This window comes from Mesonia oceanica (assembly GCF_902499555.1).
Classification (GTDB): domain Bacteria; phylum Bacteroidota; class Bacteroidia; order Flavobacteriales; family Flavobacteriaceae; genus Mesonia; species Mesonia oceanica.
This window is the reverse complement of sequence record NZ_CABVMM010000005.1, coordinates 113,676-133,534: the sequence shown is the minus strand read 5'-3', so window position 1 is coordinate 133,534 and position 19,859 is coordinate 113,676. Positions and strand designations below refer to the sequence as shown.

General features: G+C 34.9%; 18 protein-coding genes. 5 read left to right on the top strand and 13 right to left on the bottom strand.

Annotated features, from left to right (window positions below):
• The first annotated feature begins 17 nt into the window (after positions 1-17).
• Positions 18-3,116 carry an efflux RND transporter permease subunit gene (locus FVB9532_RS07575; protein ID WP_150544607.1) on the top strand — a complete coding sequence of 1,033 codons (3,099 nt, stop codon included), beginning with the start codon at positions 18-20 and terminating at the stop codon, positions 3,114-3,116.
• A gap of 89 nt (positions 3,117-3,205) precedes the next feature.
• On the opposite strand, the gene FVB9532_RS07570 is transcribed toward FVB9532_RS07575, so the two are convergent.
• From FVB9532_RS07570 to FVB9532_RS07530, 9 genes are all read right to left on the bottom strand, one after another.
• A complete protein-coding gene (locus FVB9532_RS07570) occupies positions 3,206-4,105 on the bottom strand; it encodes a Ppx/GppA phosphatase family protein (RefSeq protein ID WP_150544606.1) in 900 nt (299 codons plus the stop codon).
• Between the two features lie 162 nt (positions 4,106-4,267).
• Positions 4,268-6,334 carry a polyphosphate kinase 1 gene (ppk1, locus tag FVB9532_RS07565; protein WP_150544605.1) on the bottom strand — a complete coding sequence of 689 codons (2,067 nt, stop codon included), beginning with the start codon at positions 6,332-6,334 and terminating at the stop codon, positions 4,268-4,270.
• Entirely contained in the window at positions 6,335-6,823 is a 489-nt protein-coding gene (locus FVB9532_RS07560; protein ID WP_150544604.1) for a SixA phosphatase family protein, read from the bottom strand.
• A gap of 37 nt (positions 6,824-6,860) precedes the next feature.
• Positions 6,861-7,511 carry a pyridoxamine 5'-phosphate oxidase gene (gene pdxH, locus FVB9532_RS07555; protein ID WP_150544603.1) on the bottom strand — a complete coding sequence of 217 codons (651 nt, stop codon included), beginning with the start codon at positions 7,509-7,511 and terminating at the stop codon, positions 6,861-6,863.
• Positions 7,512-7,669: 158 nt separating this feature from the next.
• Positions 7,670-8,578 (bottom strand): ribonuclease Z, encoded by a 909-nt coding sequence (locus FVB9532_RS07550; protein ID WP_150544602.1) that lies wholly within the window; start codon positions 8,576-8,578, stop codon positions 7,670-7,672.
• Positions 8,579-8,631: 53 nt separating this feature from the next.
• Entirely contained in the window at positions 8,632-8,880 is a 249-nt protein-coding gene (locus FVB9532_RS07545) for a hypothetical protein (protein ID WP_150544601.1), read from the bottom strand.
• 141 nt (positions 8,881-9,021) lie between these two features.
• Positions 9,022-9,741 (bottom strand): hypothetical protein, encoded by a 720-nt coding sequence (locus FVB9532_RS07540; RefSeq protein WP_150544600.1) that lies wholly within the window; start codon positions 9,739-9,741, stop codon positions 9,022-9,024.
• Positions 9,742-10,470: 729 nt separating this feature from the next.
• Positions 10,471-10,908: a hypothetical protein gene (locus FVB9532_RS19690; RefSeq protein WP_150544599.1), complete on the bottom strand. Its 438-nt coding sequence runs from the start codon at positions 10,906-10,908 to the stop codon at positions 10,471-10,473.
• Complete coding sequence (locus FVB9532_RS07530; protein ID WP_150544598.1) at positions 10,901-11,383, bottom strand: Panacea domain-containing protein; 483 nt, start codon at positions 11,381-11,383, stop codon at positions 10,901-10,903. The genes FVB9532_RS19690 and FVB9532_RS07530 overlap by 8 nt, the downstream gene beginning before the upstream one ends.
• Before the next feature lie 182 nt (positions 11,384-11,565).
• Here FVB9532_RS07530 and FVB9532_RS07525 point away from each other — a divergent pair, with 182 nt between their 5' ends.
• Positions 11,566-12,003 (top strand): hypothetical protein, encoded by a 438-nt coding sequence (locus FVB9532_RS07525; RefSeq protein ID WP_150544597.1) that lies wholly within the window; start codon positions 11,566-11,568, stop codon positions 12,001-12,003.
• Between the two features lie 63 nt (positions 12,004-12,066).
• Here FVB9532_RS07525 and FVB9532_RS07520 read toward each other — a convergent pair whose 3' ends face one another.
• From FVB9532_RS07520 to pyrR, 3 genes are read right to left on the bottom strand one after another with little or no spacing between them, the layout of a single operon-like run.
• On the bottom strand, positions 12,067-12,414 hold the full coding sequence (locus FVB9532_RS07520; RefSeq protein WP_150544596.1) for a ribonuclease Z: 348 nt from the start codon (positions 12,412-12,414) through the stop codon (positions 12,067-12,069).
• Between the two features lie 3 nt (positions 12,415-12,417).
• Positions 12,418-13,347, bottom strand: coding sequence for an aspartate carbamoyltransferase catalytic subunit (locus FVB9532_RS07515; protein WP_150544595.1), 930 nt, complete (start codon positions 13,345-13,347; stop codon positions 12,418-12,420).
• Between the two features lie 7 nt (positions 13,348-13,354).
• The gene (gene pyrR / locus FVB9532_RS07510; protein WP_150544594.1) at positions 13,355-13,894 is read right to left on the bottom strand and encodes a bifunctional pyr operon transcriptional regulator/uracil phosphoribosyltransferase PyrR; all 540 of its coding nucleotides are present in this window, start codon (positions 13,892-13,894) and stop codon (positions 13,355-13,357) included.
• A gap of 120 nt (positions 13,895-14,014) precedes the next feature.
• Here pyrR and FVB9532_RS07505 point away from each other — a divergent pair, with 120 nt between their 5' ends.
• Positions 14,015-15,280 (top strand): NRAMP family divalent metal transporter, encoded by a 1,266-nt coding sequence (locus FVB9532_RS07505; RefSeq protein WP_150544593.1) that lies wholly within the window; start codon positions 14,015-14,017, stop codon positions 15,278-15,280.
• 14 nt (positions 15,281-15,294) lie between these two features.
• Positions 15,295-16,140, top strand: coding sequence for an aldo/keto reductase (locus FVB9532_RS07500; protein WP_150544592.1), 846 nt, complete (start codon positions 15,295-15,297; stop codon positions 16,138-16,140).
• Positions 16,141-16,203: 63 nt separating this feature from the next.
• On the opposite strand, the gene dnaK is transcribed toward FVB9532_RS07500, so the two are convergent.
• Entirely contained in the window at positions 16,204-18,138 is a 1,935-nt protein-coding gene (gene dnaK, locus FVB9532_RS07495; RefSeq protein ID WP_150544591.1) for a molecular chaperone DnaK, read from the bottom strand.
• 270 nt (positions 18,139-18,408) lie between these two features.
• Here dnaK and FVB9532_RS07490 point away from each other — a divergent pair, with 270 nt between their 5' ends.
• Positions 18,409-19,842 (top strand): L-serine ammonia-lyase, encoded by a 1,434-nt coding sequence (locus FVB9532_RS07490; RefSeq protein ID WP_150544590.1) that lies wholly within the window; start codon positions 18,409-18,411, stop codon positions 19,840-19,842.
• The last annotated feature ends 17 nt before the right edge of the window (positions 19,843-19,859 follow it).

Genomic DNA, 19,859 nt, shown 5'->3' with positions numbered 1-19,859 from the left:
AAGTAGAACAAATTAAGATGGAAAAATTCACCAATGCCATAGTCTCGTTTTCCTTAAAGAATACCTTCATCGTATTTTTTTTAACGGGACTACTAGCAGCCGCAGGAATTTACAGTTATATACACACTCCCATTGAAGCTTTCCCTGATGTAACCAACACAAGGGCAAGAATTATTACCCAATGGCCGGGAAGAAGTGCCGAAGAAGTAGAGAAATTTGTCACTTTACCTTTAATGAAAAAAATGAATACCATTCCTAAAAAGTCTGATGTTCGATCTATTTCATTATTCGGTTTATCGGTAGTGACCGTTATTTTTGAAGATGGCGTAGAAGATTTTTATGCACAACAATACGCAGCAAATAGATTACAGGGAGTAGATTTACCTGAAGGCTCCGATGCTGAAATCGATCCGCCTTACGGAGCTACCGGAGAAATCTTCAGGTATGTGATTGAAAGTGATCGTCCCATTAAAGAATTATCAGCCATCCAGGAATGGGTAATTGAAAGAGAGTTACTTGCCGTCCCCGGCATATCTGATGTGCAAAGTTTTGGTGGAGAAGAAAAAACCTATCAAATTCAGGTTAATCCTACAGCTTTAGAACAATACGATCTTACTCCGTTAGACCTCTACGAGGCCATCACCAAAAGTAATATTAATGTAGGTGGCGATATGATTCAGAAAGGCCAACAAGCATATGTGGTACGTGGAGTGGGTTTGTTAACGAGTATAGAAGATATTGAAAATACCTTAATTACTACCCATAATCAAACTCCGGTTTTAGTAAAAAATGTGGCCAAAGTAGAAATTTCGGCTAAACCAAGATTGGGCCAGGTAAGTTTAGATGACGATCAAGATGTAGTTGAAGGAATTGTGGTGATGCTTCGGGGAGAAAATCCTGCAGAAGTAATTGAACGCCTAAAAGATAAAATAGACGAACTCAACGAGCGTATTTTACCAGATGATGTAAAAATAAAATCATTTATCGATCGTACCGAATTGGTGAATTCTACCGTGAAAACCGTAAGTACCAATTTAGTTGAAGGGATTGTATTGGTATCACTTATCGTATTGGTGTTTTTATTTAATTGGAGAACTACCATTACGGTGGCGATTATTATTCCACTGTCATTCTTATTCAGCATTATTCTATTGAAAATACAAGGAATGCCGGCCAATCTTATCTCGATGGGAGCCTTAGATTTTGGATTATTGCTCGAAGGAACATTGGTAATCGTCGAAGCAGTCTACGTAAAATTAGAAGAAAAATCTGTAGAATTAGGGGTTGAGCGTTATAAACAAATTTCTAAAGGAGATATCATTAGAAAAAGTGTAAGCAAAGTAGCGCCACACATTTTCTTTGCGCAGCTAATTTTAATCATAGCGCTCTTTCCTATTTTCTCTTTCGAAAAAGTCGAAGGAAAAATGTTTAGTCCGCTAGCCTATACGTTAGGTTATGCTCTTTTAGGTTCGCTCTTATTAAGTTTAACCTTAGTGCCGGCGATGTGTAAAGTATTACTCAATAAGCACATTACGGTAAAAAATAATCCGGTAGTCAATTTTTTCCGCGGAAATATTTTCAGATTGTTTAATGCGGCAAGTAAATACAGAAAAATAACAATGCTTGCTTTTATGGGCATCTTCATCGTATGTGTAGTAAAATTACTGAATTATGGAACCGAATTTATTCCGCAGTTAAATGAAGGTGCCGTTTATATCCGAGCGACATTACCAAATAGTGTGAGTTTAGAAGAATCGGTAAAAACAGGAAAAGAAATCAAGCAGAAATTACGCAATTTTGATGAAGTAATGTTTGTTCTTAACCAAACCGGTAGACCTAACGATGGAACCGATCCTACCGGATTTTTTAATAATGAATTTCATATTGAGCTGAAACATCAAAACGACTGGAAAAGAAATATTTCTAAAGAAGAATTGATTGGAGAAATGAAAGATACCCTAGCAAAATTTAAAGGGATCAACTTTGGATTCAGTCAGCCTATCCAAGATAATGTTGAAGAATATGTTGCCGGAGTAAAAAGTTCTTTAGTCATCAAGATTTTTGGAGATAATCTATTTCTAATGGAAGATCAAGCCAATCAAGTAGCAAAAACCATTAGCAATATTGATGGAATCACCGATGTATTAGTTTATAAAAACATAGGTCTTCCAGAATTGCGTATTAGCCTTAAGGAAAACAAAATGGCGCAATACGCGGTAAGTACCGAAGATGCTCAAGCGGTAATTGAAATGGCTATTGGTGGTAAAACAGCTTCGTCTTTTTATGAAGATGAGCGTAAATTCGATTTGCAAATACGCTTTGACGAACCGTATCGTGATAGTGAAGAAGAGATTGGGAATATTCTTATACCTACCTTAAACGATAAAAAAGTTTCCCTAAAAAATATTGCTGATATCGAATTTAAAACCGGACCTGCATTTATTTACCGTGAAGGTAGTAGCCGTTACACCGGCATAGGATTCAGTATTGACGGAAGAGATTTAGGAAGCACCATTGCCGATGCTCAAAAAGCAGTAGATGAAGAAATTAATTTCCCAAAAAACACTAAAGTTGAATGGGCAGGAGAATTTGAAAGTAAAGAACGTGCTACCAAGCAACTTAGTTATATTGTACCGGCAGTAATGTTACTTATTGTTTTTCTATTGTATATGAACTTTGGAAATATAAAAGATACGATTATTTGTATTTCTACACTTTCATTTGCATTCATTGGAGGATTCATTTCCTTATGGTTAACAGGAACCATCTTTGGAATTTCCGCAGGAATTGGGTTTATTATTCTCTTCGGAGTTTGTACCATTGACGGAATTATTCTGGTAGCTGTGATGAAAGAAAACTTAGAACATATGCCGTTAAAAAAAGCAATTTCTGAAGGAGTATATAGCAGAATACGTCCGGTAATTATGATTGCTTTAATGGGTTCTTTAGGATTGTTACCCGCAGCACTTTCTAATGGAATGGGCTCTGAAGTACAAAAACCTTTAGCCATTATGATTGTAGGTGGACTGCTAATTTGTATGCTTTTGTCTTTTACCGTATTGCCACAAATATTTTACTTGTTTTATAAAAAGAAAACAAAAACAGATAAGAAGTAGGGTTTTAGTTAATTTGGTTAGTTTTTTTGATTTCTATTTCTTTAGAATGGCTTTATCTAATGATAAAGCCATTTACTTTTTGAAGCAGCTTACTCGCTTTTTTTTGTTTCGTTATAAATAGACTTAATTATACCATCGGCGAGACCAATTTTAGGAACATAGACTTTTCTGGACCTACTCCATTTCATAGCCGATAAATAAATTTTAGTTGCCGGAATAATTACATCGGCACGGTCGGTATTCATTCCCAATTGAGAGATACGATCTTCATAGGTTAATGAATTCAACAGCTGATAATAGGAACTTAAGTACAGATAAGATAAAGGCTTACCTATTTTTTTACCACTACTTTTAAAGATATTATTGATGTTTCCTCCAGAACCAATCAGGGAAATTTTAGTATATTTTTTTGTTTGTTCCTTCACCCATTTTTCAGCTTCTTGCCAGAGCGAATCATCAATCATATTATTGAGCAAACGAACTGTTCCCAATTTGAAACTCCGGGAAGCAATTGTTTTTCCTTCAGAATACAGGGTAAATTCGGTACTTCCTCCACCAACATCTACATACAAATAAGTTTTATCATCTTGAATAAGTTCATGTAAATCTGTCGCAGCAATAATAGCCGCTTCGTGTTCCCCATCAATAATTTCAATATCAATGCCCGAGTCTTCTAAAATATGAGCCGCTAATTCCTTACCATTATTGGCATCCCGCATGGCCGAAGTCGCACAAGCTTTATATTTCTCAATTTTATGAGATTTCATCAATAAGCTATACGCACGCATTGTATCTTTCATTCGGACCATATTTTCTTGGGAAATTTTCCCGTTTATAAACACATCGGCACCTAAACGAATAGGAACCCGAACTAAGGATGTTTTTTTAAAAGTGGTCTCTTTATTTTCCGGTTCAGTAATGGTCGAGATTAATAATCTCACAGCATTAGAACCAATATCGATGGCGGCGTATTTTCTTATTTTTAACACGTATAGTTTCTTTTTTATTCTTGTAAAAGTCCTGCTGAACCTGCCCTTCCGGCAGACGGACTTGATTAACTTCGTCGAATCTTCGATTTCAGCATCTTATAAAGCTATTAACATTTAGCTATTCTCAGATGAGCCTCACTTTCAAGTTCAGGTAATCATAAATTATTCTTTACTGGCTAGCTTTTCTAAGTAATAATCGTAAGTCGCAAACTGACTTCTTACTTTTGGCTGATTATCTTTCTTGTATGCATTTTCTTCAATAGCAGAAAAATCACGCGCCTTTACATTATCGCTCCAACAAATATTAAAAGTATCCAATAATTCTTGCTGGATATCTTTTTGGTAGATGGGACAAGAAATTTCTACTCGATTATCAAGGTTTCTTGTCATCCAATCTGCGGACGATATATACGTTTTAGGTTCTCCCCCGTTTTCAAAAATATACAAACGTGGATGCTCTAAATATTTATCAATAATACTTATAGCTTCAATATTTTCACTCATTCCTTCAACTCCCGGGATCAAACAGCAAATACCACGTACAATAAGTTTTATTTTTACTCCTGCCCTGCTTGCTTCATACAATTTATCAATCATTTTGTAATCTGACAAACTATTTAGCTTGATTTTCATTCCGCTGGGCTTTCCTAATCTGGCATTATTTATTTCATTGTCTATTAAACGCTCAAAGGTCGTTCTTGAATAATGGGGTGAAACAATAAGGTGTTTGTATTTATTAACTTTGTAATTAATCTCAAAGAAATTAAACACCTTATTGATGTCTTTTAAAATAGACTGATTTGCTGTAAATAATGTATAATCGGTATATATTTTAGCGGTAGACTCATTAAAATTTCCTGTACTTACAAAACCATAAAGCATCTTTTTTCTGCCTTCTAAACGCTCTATTACACAAGCTTTACAATGCACTTTTAAACCGGGAACACCAAAGATAAGCTTTACGCCTTCCCGTTGCATTTGCTCGGCATATCGAATATTATTGGCTTCATCAAACCTTGCCCGCAACTCGATAGAAACGGTAACTTTCTTGCCGTTTTTTACCGCATTAATTAATGAGCTGGCAATGTGAGAAATTTCAGCTAAACGATAAATCGTAATATTAATGGCCTTGACTTTTGGGTCTAAGGCCGCCTCTCTCAAAAACTTAACGGTATAAGAAAAAGTATGGTAGGGCGTATATTGCAAGTAATCTTTCTCTGCTATTTTCCCTAACAAGCTTCCCTGAAGGGTGAGCCCTTTAATAGGTAAGGCTGCATATTTTTTATACAATAAATCTGAAGCTCCTAAGCTAGGAAACTTCATATAATCGCGACGATTGTGGTAACGCCCACCTGGAATCAAGCTATCAGAATCATCAATTCCCATTTTAGAAAGTAAAAAATCTAATGTATCTTTTCCAATAGTTTTATCGTACACAAAGCGAACCGGTTCGCCCTCGATTCTATCTTTAATACTCGAAAGTAGTTTATCGATATAACTTTTGGTAAGATCTCCTGCCATGTCCAGTTCGGCATCACGGGTAATCTTAATCATATGCGCCGAAATACTTTCGTAATTAAATATACTGAAAAGGCTTTTTAAGTTATACCTGATTAAATCATCGAGGATAATAATGTATTTTTTTCCGTCTTCGGAAGGAATCTCCACAAAACGTTCAATCCCACGCGGAATTTCAATAAGAATGTATTTCTTTTCCTTTTTTCCGTCTTCATCTAAAATCATTCTTACGGCGAGATAAGCTGCGCTATCTTTTAATCGTGGCAATTCTTCTAAATCATTTAGAATAATGGTCACCAAGGCCGGACTTACTTTTTGAAGGAAATAATCTTGTACAAACTGAGCTTGTTTTTCGGTGACTTCATCTTCTTTAATGATGCAAATTTTATGTTTTTCCAGCTCTCCGCGAATTTCATCTAATATTTCTAAACTCGTCGATTGTTGATCAATCACAATATGCGTAATCTCTTTTAGCAAATCGGAAGCGGTTACTCCACCCAGCGCTTTTTTACCTCCTTTTCCCGCTTGCTCAATACGTTTGACGGTAGCGTAACGTACTTTAAAAAATTCATCCAAATTGTTAGAAAAAATCCCTAAAAAACGAAGCCGTTCAATTAACGGAACGGTTTCATCTGCGGCTTCTTGCAAAACCCGGGCGTTAAATTGCAGCCAACTTAACTCCCTGTTAATGTACTTATTTTTTTCTCTCATTTATTTAAACATTTTAGGAAATAAAGTAACGAGCGTTTTACCGTTGGCAATTTCACTCCATCTGTCGCATTCAAAATCAATAATAGCCATTCCCGTAGTTGGTAAATTTTCTAAATAGTTATCTCCTAAAAAATTCACTAATTGCGTCATTGCAGGGTTATGACCAAATACCATGAGTTTATCGGTATCATCGGGTTGACCTTTTATTACCTCTAACAGATCTTGGACATTAAACGTGTAAAGTGATTTTAAAACTTTAAAATCTTCATCATCAATTTTTAGTTCTTCTTTAAACATATTAGCCGTAGTCAATGCTCGGTTAGCAGAACTACTAATGACTTTTAAAGGAGGCTGATAATATAATTTGAAAGCACTAATAATAAGTTTTGCATCACGAAAGCCTCTTTTTTTTAATGGCCGGTCGTGATCTGCCAGACTTTCGTCTTTCCAAGAAGATTTTCCGTGTCTTACGACTATTAGTTTTTTCATTAATTTTTGGTTTTAGTGGTGGCTAGAATAAAGAATTTTAAGGCGCTAAACGTATAGGCTCTTCCCATTTTTTTTCTTTGGAAAGCTCGTAGACAAACCTATCGTGTAAACGGTTAGGTCGACCTTGCCAAAATTCAAAAGAAAAAGGTTTCACCAAGTAACCTCCCCAATATTCAGGCTTTTTAATTTCTTTGTTTTTATAATCTTCCTCCAATTCTTCTAATTTCTCTTCTAAATAAGAACGATTGGGCACCGGAGAACTTTGATGAGAAACAATGGCTCCTAAACGGCTTCCTTCTGGACGGGAATTAAAATAGTCTTCTGATTCTTGTTGACTTATTTTTACCACTTCCCCTTTTATGATCACTTGCCGTTCTAAAGCAGGCCAAAAAAAAGAAAGACATACCTTAGGGTTTTTAGCTAAAGCTTTTCCTTTTTCACTCTCGTAATTGGTATAAAAAACAAAACCTTCGGTTTTAATTTTTTTTAGAAGTACTACTCTATTTTTAGGAAAGCCATCTACACCAACCGTGCTTATGGTCATGGCATTAGGTTCTTCAACAAGTTGAGATTCTTCAGCTTCATTGAACCATTTTTGAAAAAAATCTAGCGGATTTGCCAGTAAATTTTCTTCTTTTAATTCTGATTTATCGTAGGATTTTCGATAATTTTCTAAATTCTTTTCCATACCTGCAATTTAAAGGAAATGCCGCTAAAGGAAAAGCAAATTTTAAAAGTTTACGAAATTTTAATCGAAAGAAATTAAAGTTGAATTTTTGATCAAATTAGATGAGATCCTGAAATCGAAGATTCAACGTAGTTAAATAAGTTCAGGATGATAATTAACTATTCGAAAGAAATAACCTTCCCATCTTCCGCTAAAATGACGTTTTCGAAAACAGTTTGAGCTTCTTCTTTAAATACTTCTATATTGCCATACCGGGTAGAGTAATGTCCTAAAATTAATTGTTGAGCGTTGGCGGCCTTAGCGATTTGTGCAGCTTCCTTAGCTGTAGAATGTTTGGTTTTTTCACACAAATGTTGGTGTTGCTCTAAAAAAGTAGATTCATGGTACAAACCGGTAACTCCTTGAATTTGTTCTGCTATTTCAGGTTTATAAACGGTATCGCTACAAAAAGCATAGGATTTTGGATTTTCTGGTGGAGCCGTTAGTTTCTCATTTGGAATCACCGTACCATCTTCCAAAGTGACGTCTTTTCCTTTTTTAATACTTCGGTAATAAGCGACATCAATTTCATATTGTTGTACTTCGTTGATCAATAATTTTCGATCGCCTTCTTTTTCTTTGAAAAAATATCCGTTGGCATAAACGCGATGCGCTAAGGGAATGGTTTCTACAGTAACTTTTTCATCTTCAAAAATAAGTTCAGGAGTGGTTGTGTCCAGCTCGTGAAAATACAGAGGATATCCTGTCCAAGATTTTGAAAGCTTTAGCTGTAATAAAATAATATCTTTAATTCCTTTTGGACCGTGAATATGAAGTTCAGTCTTTCGGTCTAAAAGTCCGAAGGTAGAAATGAGTCCAATAAGTCCAAAAAAGTGATCGCCATGAAGATGACTAATAAAAATATGTTTGATGCGAGAAAACTTTATTTTTCTTTTTCGAAGTTGAACCTGCGTACCTTCCCCGCAATCAATCAAAAACAAATGGTTATTGATTTCTAAAACCTGTGAAGTGGGATTGTTGAATGTTCTCGGAGTAGCTGAATAACAGCCTAAAATGGTAACTTCCATAAATAAATTAGATAATTATATACTTGGTTGTACCTAATAGCATACGTTCTACATTACATCTTCAAAATACCTTTTTCAATATCATCCATTTTTAGATAATCATTTATTCTATCATAAGATGAATCAAGACCATCAATCATACGCTTGGTGGTTTCATAGTGCGGAGGTCTCTTTTTATCCTTTTCAAAAGAACTTTCAAGACATTCTAGTCTTCTTAAGATTTGTCGATTACTTGCTAACACATATTTCAGCAAGTCTCTGTCGGTTGCATCTTCTAATGATTTCAAATTTCTAGCTTTCATAATTCAGTTTTATTTGTTTATATAAGACAAAACTATTGAAATAAATATAAATAATAATTTTTAGCTATCGTTATTTTTCAACTGATTATTAACAATTTTAATAAAATAGCTTATTGCTCTTTGTTATAATTATTTGATTTTCTAATGGTTAAGTCTAACCAAAACAAATTTAGGGGTTTTAGCATTTACTTTTCCAAGTGTAGTCTTTGGTATTGAATCTAGCTCTTTTTCTAATTCAATATATTGTCTATAATCATAGGTTTTCTGAGGCTCTTTAAAAGCCTCTTTTGTTTCAGTTATACTATTTATATAGATTTCAACTTCACTCTTTCTTGTTCTTTCGTCTTTCGAGTACAATACAATTTCTCGTTCCTTCGCCTTCGAGTAGCCATTGTTGTCACCTTCTGCAAGCTGCTGAAAAACAGCTTTGTTTTCCTTAGTGGTTGTAACGATAATATTATTGTAATCAGCGATTTTTTGAGCCTTTATAAGATAACCTTCTTTATTAGAATATCTCCCTTTAGTATCGAGAAATAAATTTGCCAAGCCAAGAATGCTATCTATTACTTGTCTCTTATTCTTATTATCTTCTAGAGTTTGATGATAAGCATCAAACTCGGGTCTGTATTTTTCTAATAGGCCATTAAGTCGAATTGCCTTTTTTGTTGGAACTTGACCATCTACTAATTGATAATATTCAATTTTCTTTTTTGAAACTCTGTAAATATCGAATTTAGCAATCGGTGTACTTTTCAGTACTTTCATAGAAATTTCTGGATTTATTGTAACTTCTATTTTAGACTCTTGTGAATGCGCAACCGTAGTGCCTGTTACAATTGTCAGTATTAAAAACAGCTTCAATAATTGACTAATTCTACTTAATAAAGTTCTTTTAATAATTGTGGTAATTTGGGTTTATAAATTGTTTTAAAAATGTAAAAAGCGTGGACATTGTACCATTTTAAACCCAGGATTACCACATCCTAAACAAGCCATGATACAAGCCACGCCATACTGGCGTGTCAACATCATCTGCTTGTTAAATCCTTGACTATTTGTCAAGTGTGGTAATTCGGATTTAGCAACAATGCTTACACATATATTTTACTATTACAAATTTAATTAAAAGAATCGACACGTAACAATTTAGGGGATTTATTAGCTCTGATAGAAAACAAAAAATCCCACACTCAGTAAGTGTGGGATTAAAAAAATTGCCTGAATAAACTGGCTAACTTTTTCAAGTATAAAAGAACATTTTTGAAAAATGTTAACTTAAAAATCTAACTTTTCAATATAACCGATATATTTTGAAAAAGTTCTTTTAAAAAGTTCAAAATTCATGCTCTCTCATACATAGGGTATGAATGATGTCGAAAAAGAGCCTAAACCTTCAAGGAGGGCAAGGCTCAATAAGATAATTGCTTCAATTATAATTAATGTGATAAGCAGTATTATAATTGAGATGTTAAAATTAATCATCGAAAGATGAATTAATTAAGAAAAAAGAAACCTGCTTAGAGAATTAAGTGGGTTTTCTTTTAATATGTATAAATTGAACAATATTTTGTAAATAGAGGCAAGCGTTTCCTAATCCTTGGAATATAGTTTATGGTCTGGATCAAACCATCTGATGAAAAATGTTGAATCGATTAAGAATCCGTGAACTCTTCCGTATTCGTTGGCACTTAATCCAAATTGATAAGGAGTTTCTACGAGTTGTTCTTCGTTTTTCAAATTAAAACATTCTTCGGTTGTATCATCCCAGTCTATTGGATGACATCTTAATGTCTTACCTCTATTTGAATAAAAGTCTTGAAGTTTAAATGTAGATATGTCTTTTAATCTATTGAGAAGAATTAAAAAATAGTCTAACTCCTTTTCATTAAGGTGAAATTTCTTATGATGTTCGTCAAAATATTTAAAGGAAAAACTAATAAAGTCATTGTGGTCAACCTTTATAGACTTTTTAGCTTTGTTAATTAAAGACTCTTGTTTATGCTTAGGCCTATCAAACTTTTTAGCCATCAGAAAGAAACTTTCCGTAGTACTCTATCATCCATTCATCTTCAATAATATTTTCAGAGGCCTCATCAGGGTCTACTCCGGCTCTTGCCAAAATCCAAGGCTCTTCTTTATGAGTCATTAACTCTAACTCATAGGCACTTTCTCCGAAGTATTCATTAACCACATCTCTAATGATTTCTACTTGCTCTCCGTCTAGATTTTCCAAAAACTCATTATGATAACCTTCGTCTACTTCAACATCGATTGGTTTCCATCTGAATTTCTTATAATTGTGATAAGAGTCAGGTAATACTGGACCATGAACCCAAGCCTGAAAAGAGTTGTCAAAAAGTCTTTCTTCGAACCTTGCTAAATGCCAAGCCTGTGTATAGTATAGCAGCTTTTGAAGTTTTAAATTACTAATAAGATTTCCTGTTTCATTAGATAGACTAATAAAAAAATCTTCTACTTCTTTTCTTGTAACTTGATTTATCATATCTATTAAAATAGGCAACAATGATGCAAAAGTACAATATTTTATATGACTTTTACAAATGCAATGGAATTTTTCTTTATTCTAGGAAATAATCCATTTTGTTTTTAATATCTATAAAAATCAATTTCTATTTTTGTAAATAGAGGCCAATGAACTAACTTTATTGAATAAATATCTTTTAAATGGAAAATACTGGATTGAAAGGACCCGGCAATACAATTGCACACCAAAGTGTTATAGCTGAATTGTTATATGCTTTTATGCATAAAACAAAAACCACTAAAAAGTATTCTAAATATAAAAGTCTACCGGAGCTTCCACTTTCGAACACTATCCCAGATATTACTATACTGAAAGGTAGCCGTCGGAAATATGAACCTTTAGCTATTTTTGAAGTTGCCAATGGAGATGCACTGAATAAAGATTTGAAAAAGTGTGAAGGTTTGTTTGACCAATATTCCTCAATCAAAGAGGCCTTCGTTATTGTTATTAACAACGACTTCCCAAAAATTCATAGAATCCGAAGACTGACAAACGGTAAGGCCTCAAAGCATAGACTTGACTCCTATTGTGAAACTTTCAGTCAAGATTTAAAAGACATTGTTAGGAAGGCTATATAAGTTTGAAAGGTTTGGTACAACCAAGTATATAATTATCATAAATTAAAATGTTAGAAAAGTTATTTAAAATTCATCTAAACCACCTAGATCTCGCTGAATTTCGTCCATCTGAATCACATCTCCGGCTTCTAACAAAGTAGGGACTACCATTAACTCTTCGGGAACTTGATCGATATTAATAGTATCGTTTACGATTACAAACGAATGTTGATGAGCCCGATGTTGATTGGATAATTGTAAAAAAGAAATTAATTCTTCCAAAGACAATTCTCCATATTTTAAAATATCGACGACTACATTTTTATCTTTAATCTGGTCGTAAGCATAATTTTCTAAATAGTTAGAAAAGCCCAAAACATCATTTTTATCGTCTTCAACAATAATATAGTTTTCTTTCTCGGTAACTTTCATCGCTTATTGCTTAATTTTTGATGCTAGAAGATAAATAACGGCCATTCTTACTGCCACTCCATTTTGCACCTGATCAAGAATAATGGCATGGTCAGAATCTGCTACATCACTTGTAATTTCTACTCCTCGATTAATAGGTCCCGGATGCATAATCGTTATTTCTTTATCTAAAGAATCGAGTAACGCTTTATTCAACCCAAATTGTTGTACATATTCACGTGTACTGGGAAAATAGCTAATATCCATACGCTCGTTCTGTACGCGAAGCATATTCGCCACATCACACCATTCTAACGCCCTTCTTAAATTGGTTTCTACCTCAACCCCTAATTTTTCGATATGCTTAGGAATTAAAGTTTGAGGCCCGCAAACTTTTACATTAGCACCTTGTAATTTTAAAGCGAAAATGTTACTCAACGCCACACGACTATGTAAAATATCACCTACAATGACCACATTTTTACCGGCAACTTCACCTAACCTTTCTCGAATGGAATACGAATCTAATAAAGCTTGTGTGGGATGTTCGTGCGCTCCATCACCCGCATTCACAATACTGGCATTCACGTGTTGCGAAAGAAAAACCCCAGCTCCGGGATTGGGATGACGCATCACGACCATATCTACTTTCATCGATAAAATATTGTTAACAGTATCGATAAGCGTTTCTCCCTTTTTTACAGAAGAAGAAGCTGCTGAAAAATTTACCACATCGGCGCTTAAACGCTTTTCTGCCAACTCGAAAGAAAGTCGCGTCCTGGTACTGTTTTCAAAAAATAAATTGGCAATGGTAATATCACGAAGCGATGGCACTTTTTTAATTGGCCTATTGATCACTTCTTTAAAATGATCTGCGGTTTCAAAAATTAAATCGACATCTTCTTTGGTAATATACTTGATGCCCAGTAAGTGGTTGACACTTAATTCACCCATTGATTTTCTATTTATTTACAAGATAAACACAATCTTCACCTGCGTTTTCTACCCAATTTACCTTTACTTTTTCTTCATTAATCGCATCTACCTGACGGCCGTTATAATCGGGCTGAATGGGTAAATGCCTACTAAACCTCCTATCGATTAAGGTTAACAACTCAATTTCTTTGGGTCTTCCAAACGATTGAATTGCCGTTAATGCTGAACGAATACTTCTTCCGGTATATAACACATCGTCTATAAAAACCACACGTTTGTTCTCCACTAAAAAATCTATTTTAGTAGAATTAGCTTCTAATGGTTTTTCGCTTCGTCTAAAATCATCCCTATAAAAAGTAATATCTAACCTTCCGGTTTTTACTTCTTCTATTTTATAATCTTTCTGAAGAATTTGCTGAATGCGCTCTGCCAAGAAAATTCCTCTAGGCTGAATACCAATAAGCACAGTTTCTTCAAAATTTTGATGATTTTCGATAAGTTGACAAGCCAGACGATGAAGTATAATTTCTATTTCTTTAGCACTGAGTAAAATTTTTTGGCTCATCTGTAGAAGTGTTCTTTTTCTGAAAAACAAAAGTAAAGAAAATATTGCTTTTGAAGAATATAAGTTAACGAAAGCTTGTTACAAAAAATTAAATCTTGTAAAATTGAATGACTAAACTAAATGATGTTTAAAAAATTTCTAGAAAAAAGCTTTTTAAAAAGTCTCGGGCCCGGGTTTTTATTGGCAGGTGCCGCCATAGGTGTTTCTCACTTGGTACAAGCTACACGTGCCGGAGCAGAATTTGGTTTTTCTTTAATTTGGGTGCTATTGCTCGCCTGTCTTTCTAAATATCCGTTTTTAGAATTTGGCCCACGCTATACCGCTGCTACCGGAAAAGATTTGATTACCGGTTATAAAGAACTAGGCAAGTTTTCTTATTATACTTATATCGCCATTACACTTGGGACGATGTTCGTGATCCAAGCTTCTGTAACCATTGTAACTGCTGGTTTAGCTGAACAATTGTTTCATCTAGGATGGTCACCATTTATTTGGAGTGCCATTATTCTTGCCTTTTGTATTGCTCTTTTATGGATTGGAAAATATGGTGGACTCGATTTTAGCATGAAAATAATTGTTAGCCTTCTAACTTTGGTAACCTTAATTTCTGTAATTTTTGCATTTAACACCGGTACTTTAGAACATACTTTATCTGCCTCTACTCCATCGTATTGGAACTTAGGCGGAATTGCTTTTCTAATCGCTTTTATGGGTTGGATGCCTATTCCTTTAGACGCATCGGTTTGGCATTCGATGTGGACACGGGAAAAAGCCAAAAATTCACACAGAGCACTTTCTGTAAAAAATAGCTTTATCGATTTTAACGTAGGTTATTTATCTGCTTCTTTTATTGGATTACTATTTCTTCTACTAGGAGCATTGGTCATGTTTGGACGTGGAGAGAGTTTTTCTAAAAACAGTGTTGTTTTTGCCGGTCAGCTTATTGAACTTTATCAATTTTTATTGGGGAATTGGAGTTATTTACTGGTTTCAATCGCTGCGTTGATTACCATGTTAAGCACCACTTTAACTGTGGCCGACGCTTACCCGAGGGTACTTTCTGAAGTGATTATTCCGCAAGAAAAAGAAAATGAAAAAACCCTTCATAAGAAAACAAATTTATACCGAATGGGTTTAATTCTCATTCCTATCTTCTCCTTAAGCATTCTCTATTTTACCGATAAAAATTTCACTTATTTGGTAGATTTTGCTAGCGGACTTTCGTTTCTATCGGCACCTGTTTTAGCTTATTTCAATTTTAAATTAGTGAAGAGTAAAATTTCAGCAGAAAACCGACCGGGTAAAGCTTATCAAATTTTTAGTTGGATTTGCTTGTGGATTCTTATTTTATTTGGAATTGGTTATTTGTATGTTCAATTCAACTAATTATTCAAAAGACTATGAAAATTACAGATATCAACGGAAAAGTCACCTTATCAAACGGAGTTAAAATGCCTTATTTAGGATTGGGCGTTTATAAGTCTAAAGATGGTGAGGAAGTAAAAAATGCCATTAACTATGCGTTTGATGCGGGTTACCGCCTTATCGATACAGCAAGTTTTTACAATAATGAAGAAGGTGTTGGTGAAGCGATTAGAGAAAGTGAAATTGAAAGAAAAGAATTATTTATAACTACAAAAGTCTGGAACGATGATCAAGGCTATCAAAACACACTTAAAGCCTTTGAAACTTCCAGACAAAAATTAGGGTTAGACTATATCGATTTGTACCTTATTCATTGGCCGGTTCCCCATGTGTTGGAAGAAACTTGGCAAGCCTTAGAAAAACTATACAACGACGGAAAAGTAAAAGCCATTGGGGTTTGTAATTGCTTACAGCATCAATTAGAAACTATAAAACAAGCTGGAAGTATTGTGCCTATGGTTTTGCAAAATGAATTTCACCCTAAATTGGTTCAGCAAGAATTAATAGATTACTGTAAAAGGGAAAATATTCAGTACCAAGCTTGGTCACCATTAATGCGTGGACAAATTTTAGAAAATAAAACCATCGCTGAAATTGCTAAAAAGTATAATAAAAGTATAGCCCAAGTGATTCTACGATGGGATTTACAAAAAGGCGTTTTAACCATTCCTAAAAGTGTTCATCAACAAAGAATTGAAGAAAACAGGAATATTTTTGATTTTAAATTAACTTCTGAAGAAGTAAAAACGATAGACGCTCTCCACAACAACGAACGTACCGGCGCACATCCCGATCATTTTATGGAACATTTCGCCAAATAATAACAAGTAATAAAAAAGCCGCTTTTTTCAAAGCGGCTTTTCGTTTTTATGTGGTGAAATGAATTACTTCACTTCTTCATAATCTACATCATCAATATTTCCGTCGTCGCTATCAGACTGACCGCCAGTTGCTCCTTGTTGAGGACCTCCTTGCGCACCTTGAGCTCCGGCTCCACCAGCTTGTTGCTGAGCTTCTGCCTGTGCTTTATACATTTCTTCTGAAACAGATTTCCAAGTTTCATTCAATTTGTCTAAAGCAGGAGTAATTTTCTCTAGCTCTTTGGTTTCGTATGCTTTTTTCAATTCTTCTAAAGCATCTTCTACCGGTTTTTTCTTATCGTCAGAAAGCTTATCTCCAAATTCTTTTAATTGCTTTTCAGTTTGAAAAATCATTGAATCAGCTTCATTCAGCTTATCAACTTTTTCTTTCGCTTTTTTATCGGCTTCAGCATTTGCTTCAGCTTCAGACTTCATCTTTTCGATTTCTTCTTCAGTTAATCCAGAAGAAGCTTCAATACGGATATCTTGTTTCTTACCAGTCGCTTTATCTTCTGCACTTACTTGAATAATTCCGTTTGCATCGATATCAAAAGTTACTTCAATTTGAGGTGTTCCTCTTGGCGCTGGTGGAATTCCGTCTAAATGGAATCTACCAATTGTTTTGTTATCTGCTGCCATAGAACGTTCTCCTTGCAACACGTGAATCTCTACAGAAGGCTGATTGTCTGCCGCAGTTGAGAAAGTTTGTGACTTCTTGGTTGGAATAGTAGTGTTTGCTTCAATTAATTTAGTGTTTACACCACCCATCGTTTCAATACCTAATGAAAGTGGAGTTACATCTAACAACAATACATCTTTAACATCTCCTGTTAAAACACCACCTTGAATTCCTGCTCCAATAGCAACAACTTCATCTGGGTTTACTCCTTTACTTGGCTTTTTACCGAAGAATTTCTCTACAGCTTCTTGTACCGCAGGAATACGGGTAGAACCACCAACTAAAATTACCTCATCAATATCTCCTTTAGAAAGACCGGCTGCTTTTAATGCTTTTTCACAAGGAGCAATGGTTCTTTTTACTAAATCTCCAATTAACTGCTCAAACTTCGCACGTGAAAGTGTTCTCACTAAGTGTTTTGGTCCACTAGAAGTTGCCGTGATGTAAGGTAAATTAATTTCTGTTGATGAAGAAGAAGACAATTCGATCTTAGCTTTTTCAGCAGCTTCTTTTAAACGTTGAAGAGCCATTGGGTCTTTACGTAAATCGATATCTTCATCTTTAATGAATTCTTCTGCTAACCAATCGATAATTGTTTCATCTACATCATCACCTCCTAAGTGAGTATCACCATCGGTAGCCAATACTTCAAAAACGCCATCACCTAATTCTAAGATAGAAACGTCATGCGTACCACCACCAAAATCAAATACTACAATCTTTTGGTCAGAATCTTTTTTATCTAAACCGTAAGCTAATGCAGCGGCAGTAGGCTCATTAATAATACGCTCTACTTTTAAACCTGCAATCTCACCAGCTTCTTTAGTCGCTTGACGCTGAGAATCGTTAAAATAAGCCGGAACGGTAATTACTGCTCTCGAAATATCTTGCCCTAAATAATCTTCTGCAGTTTTCTTCATTTTCTGAAGAATCATAGCAGAAAGTTCTTGAGGTGTATATAAACGACCATCGATATCTACACGAGGAGTATCGTTATCTCCTTTTACTACTTTATAAGCAACACGATCTGCTTCTCTTGAAGATTCTGAGTATTTGTTACCCATAAATCTTTTAATAGAAGAAATAGTTTTTTGTGGGTTAGTTACCGCCTGACGCTTTGCAGGGTCTCCCACTTTTATTTCACCATCTTCTACGAATGCAATCACAGAAGGAGTGGTTCTTTTACCTTCAGCATTAGGTATTACCGTAGGCTCGTTACCTTCCATTACAGAGACACAAGAGTTGGTTGTACCTAAGTCTATACCAATTATTTTACTCATAGTTATATCTTTAGTTTTTTTCAATTTTTAATTCGATTGGTATAAGTCAATCTCTATGCCACCAGAATATTTATGACAGGTTGTCACTTTTGCGATAAATACACCAAAATTTTATTGACATATTGTTATTACTTCTAATTTTAAATAGAATTTTTCAGTAAAAAACCATCATTAGATTTTAAGAAAATTTATTCAACTCATTATGGAAAGCTCAGAAATTTCTGTCATATTTGCGAAAATCTCAATAAGGTTTAAAATTTTAGTCTTGTTATGAAGAAAATTGAATGTATTAGTGTTTTTGATATGCTCAAGATTGGTGTTGGGCCTTCTAGTTCTCATACCTTAGGACCTTGGCGTGCTGGGCAACGTTGGATTGCAGAATTGAAAAAGAAAAATACGTTCGATTTAGTTGAAGAAATCAAAGTAGATTTATATGGTTCGCTCTCCTTAACCGGAAAAGGTCACGCCACCGATATTGCTTCTATTCTAGGTTTATGTGGTTACGATCCGGTAAGCATGGATTTATTACAAATTGAACCTTTAATTCAATCGATTAAAGAAGAAAAGAAACTAAAATTTAACCGGGAATTTGAGGTAAATTTCAATCCGGAAACCCAAGTGGTTTTCAATAGAAAGTTTTTAGATTTTCACCCTAACGGAATCAAATTTTCAGCAAAATTGAAAAACGGCAAAAAAACCAGTTCCTGTTTTTTCTCTATTGGAGGTGGGTTTGTCGTGAAAAAAGAACGTAAAAATGCGAAGAGGAAAATTGAAAACTTTGAGCAATTTCCTTTTCCTGTAGAAAAAGCCACCGAGCTCCTTGCCTATTGTCATCAAGAGAACAAAAAAATCTCTGATATTGTTCTTGAAAATGAAAAGTCTTTACGTAATGAACAAGAAATTGACGAAGGTTTAAAAGCTATCTGGCAAGTAATGCTAGAATCGATGCATACGGGTTGTCATACCGAAGGGATTTTACCGGGAGGTTTACAAGTTCAGCGGAGAGCTTACAATATGCATCAACGTTTAATTGGTGATGTTGCTTATAACAATCCGCAAGAATGGTTGGAAGGGATAAGAAACACGGAAGTTAAATTCAGACAAATTTTAAAATGGGTAAGTTGCTATGCGCTTAGTGTAAATGAAGTGAATGCTTCTTTAGGTCGCGTAGTTACCGCTCCAACTAACGGAAGTGCAGGAACCGTACCGGCTGTTTTAATGTATTACATGACCATTGAAAACCACGATGCGAATTTTGACCATGTAAAACAATTTTTATTGGTGGCCGGTGAAATTGGAAGTTTGTTTAAAAAAGGGGCTACGATTTCTGCCGCAATGGGTGGTTGCCAAGCTGAAATTGGCGTGTCTTCTGCAATGGCTGCCGGAGCACTTACCGAATTATTAGGCGGAACTCCTGAACAAGTTTTAATGGCCAGTGAAATTGCCATGGAACATCATTTGGGTTTAACCTGTGACCCTATTGCAGGTTTGGTACAAATACCTTGTATAGAGCGGAATGCAATGGGCGCCATTAAAGCGATAAACGCCGCCGAAATTGCATTAGAAACCGACGCTACTAAAGCAAAAGTCCCTCTAGATAAAGTTATTGAAACGATGTGGGACACCGCTAAAGATATGAATTCTAAATATAAAGAAACCTCAGAAGGCGGCCTTGCCGTTAAAGTAAGTTTATCTGATTGTTAAAAATAAAAAAGCAAGCT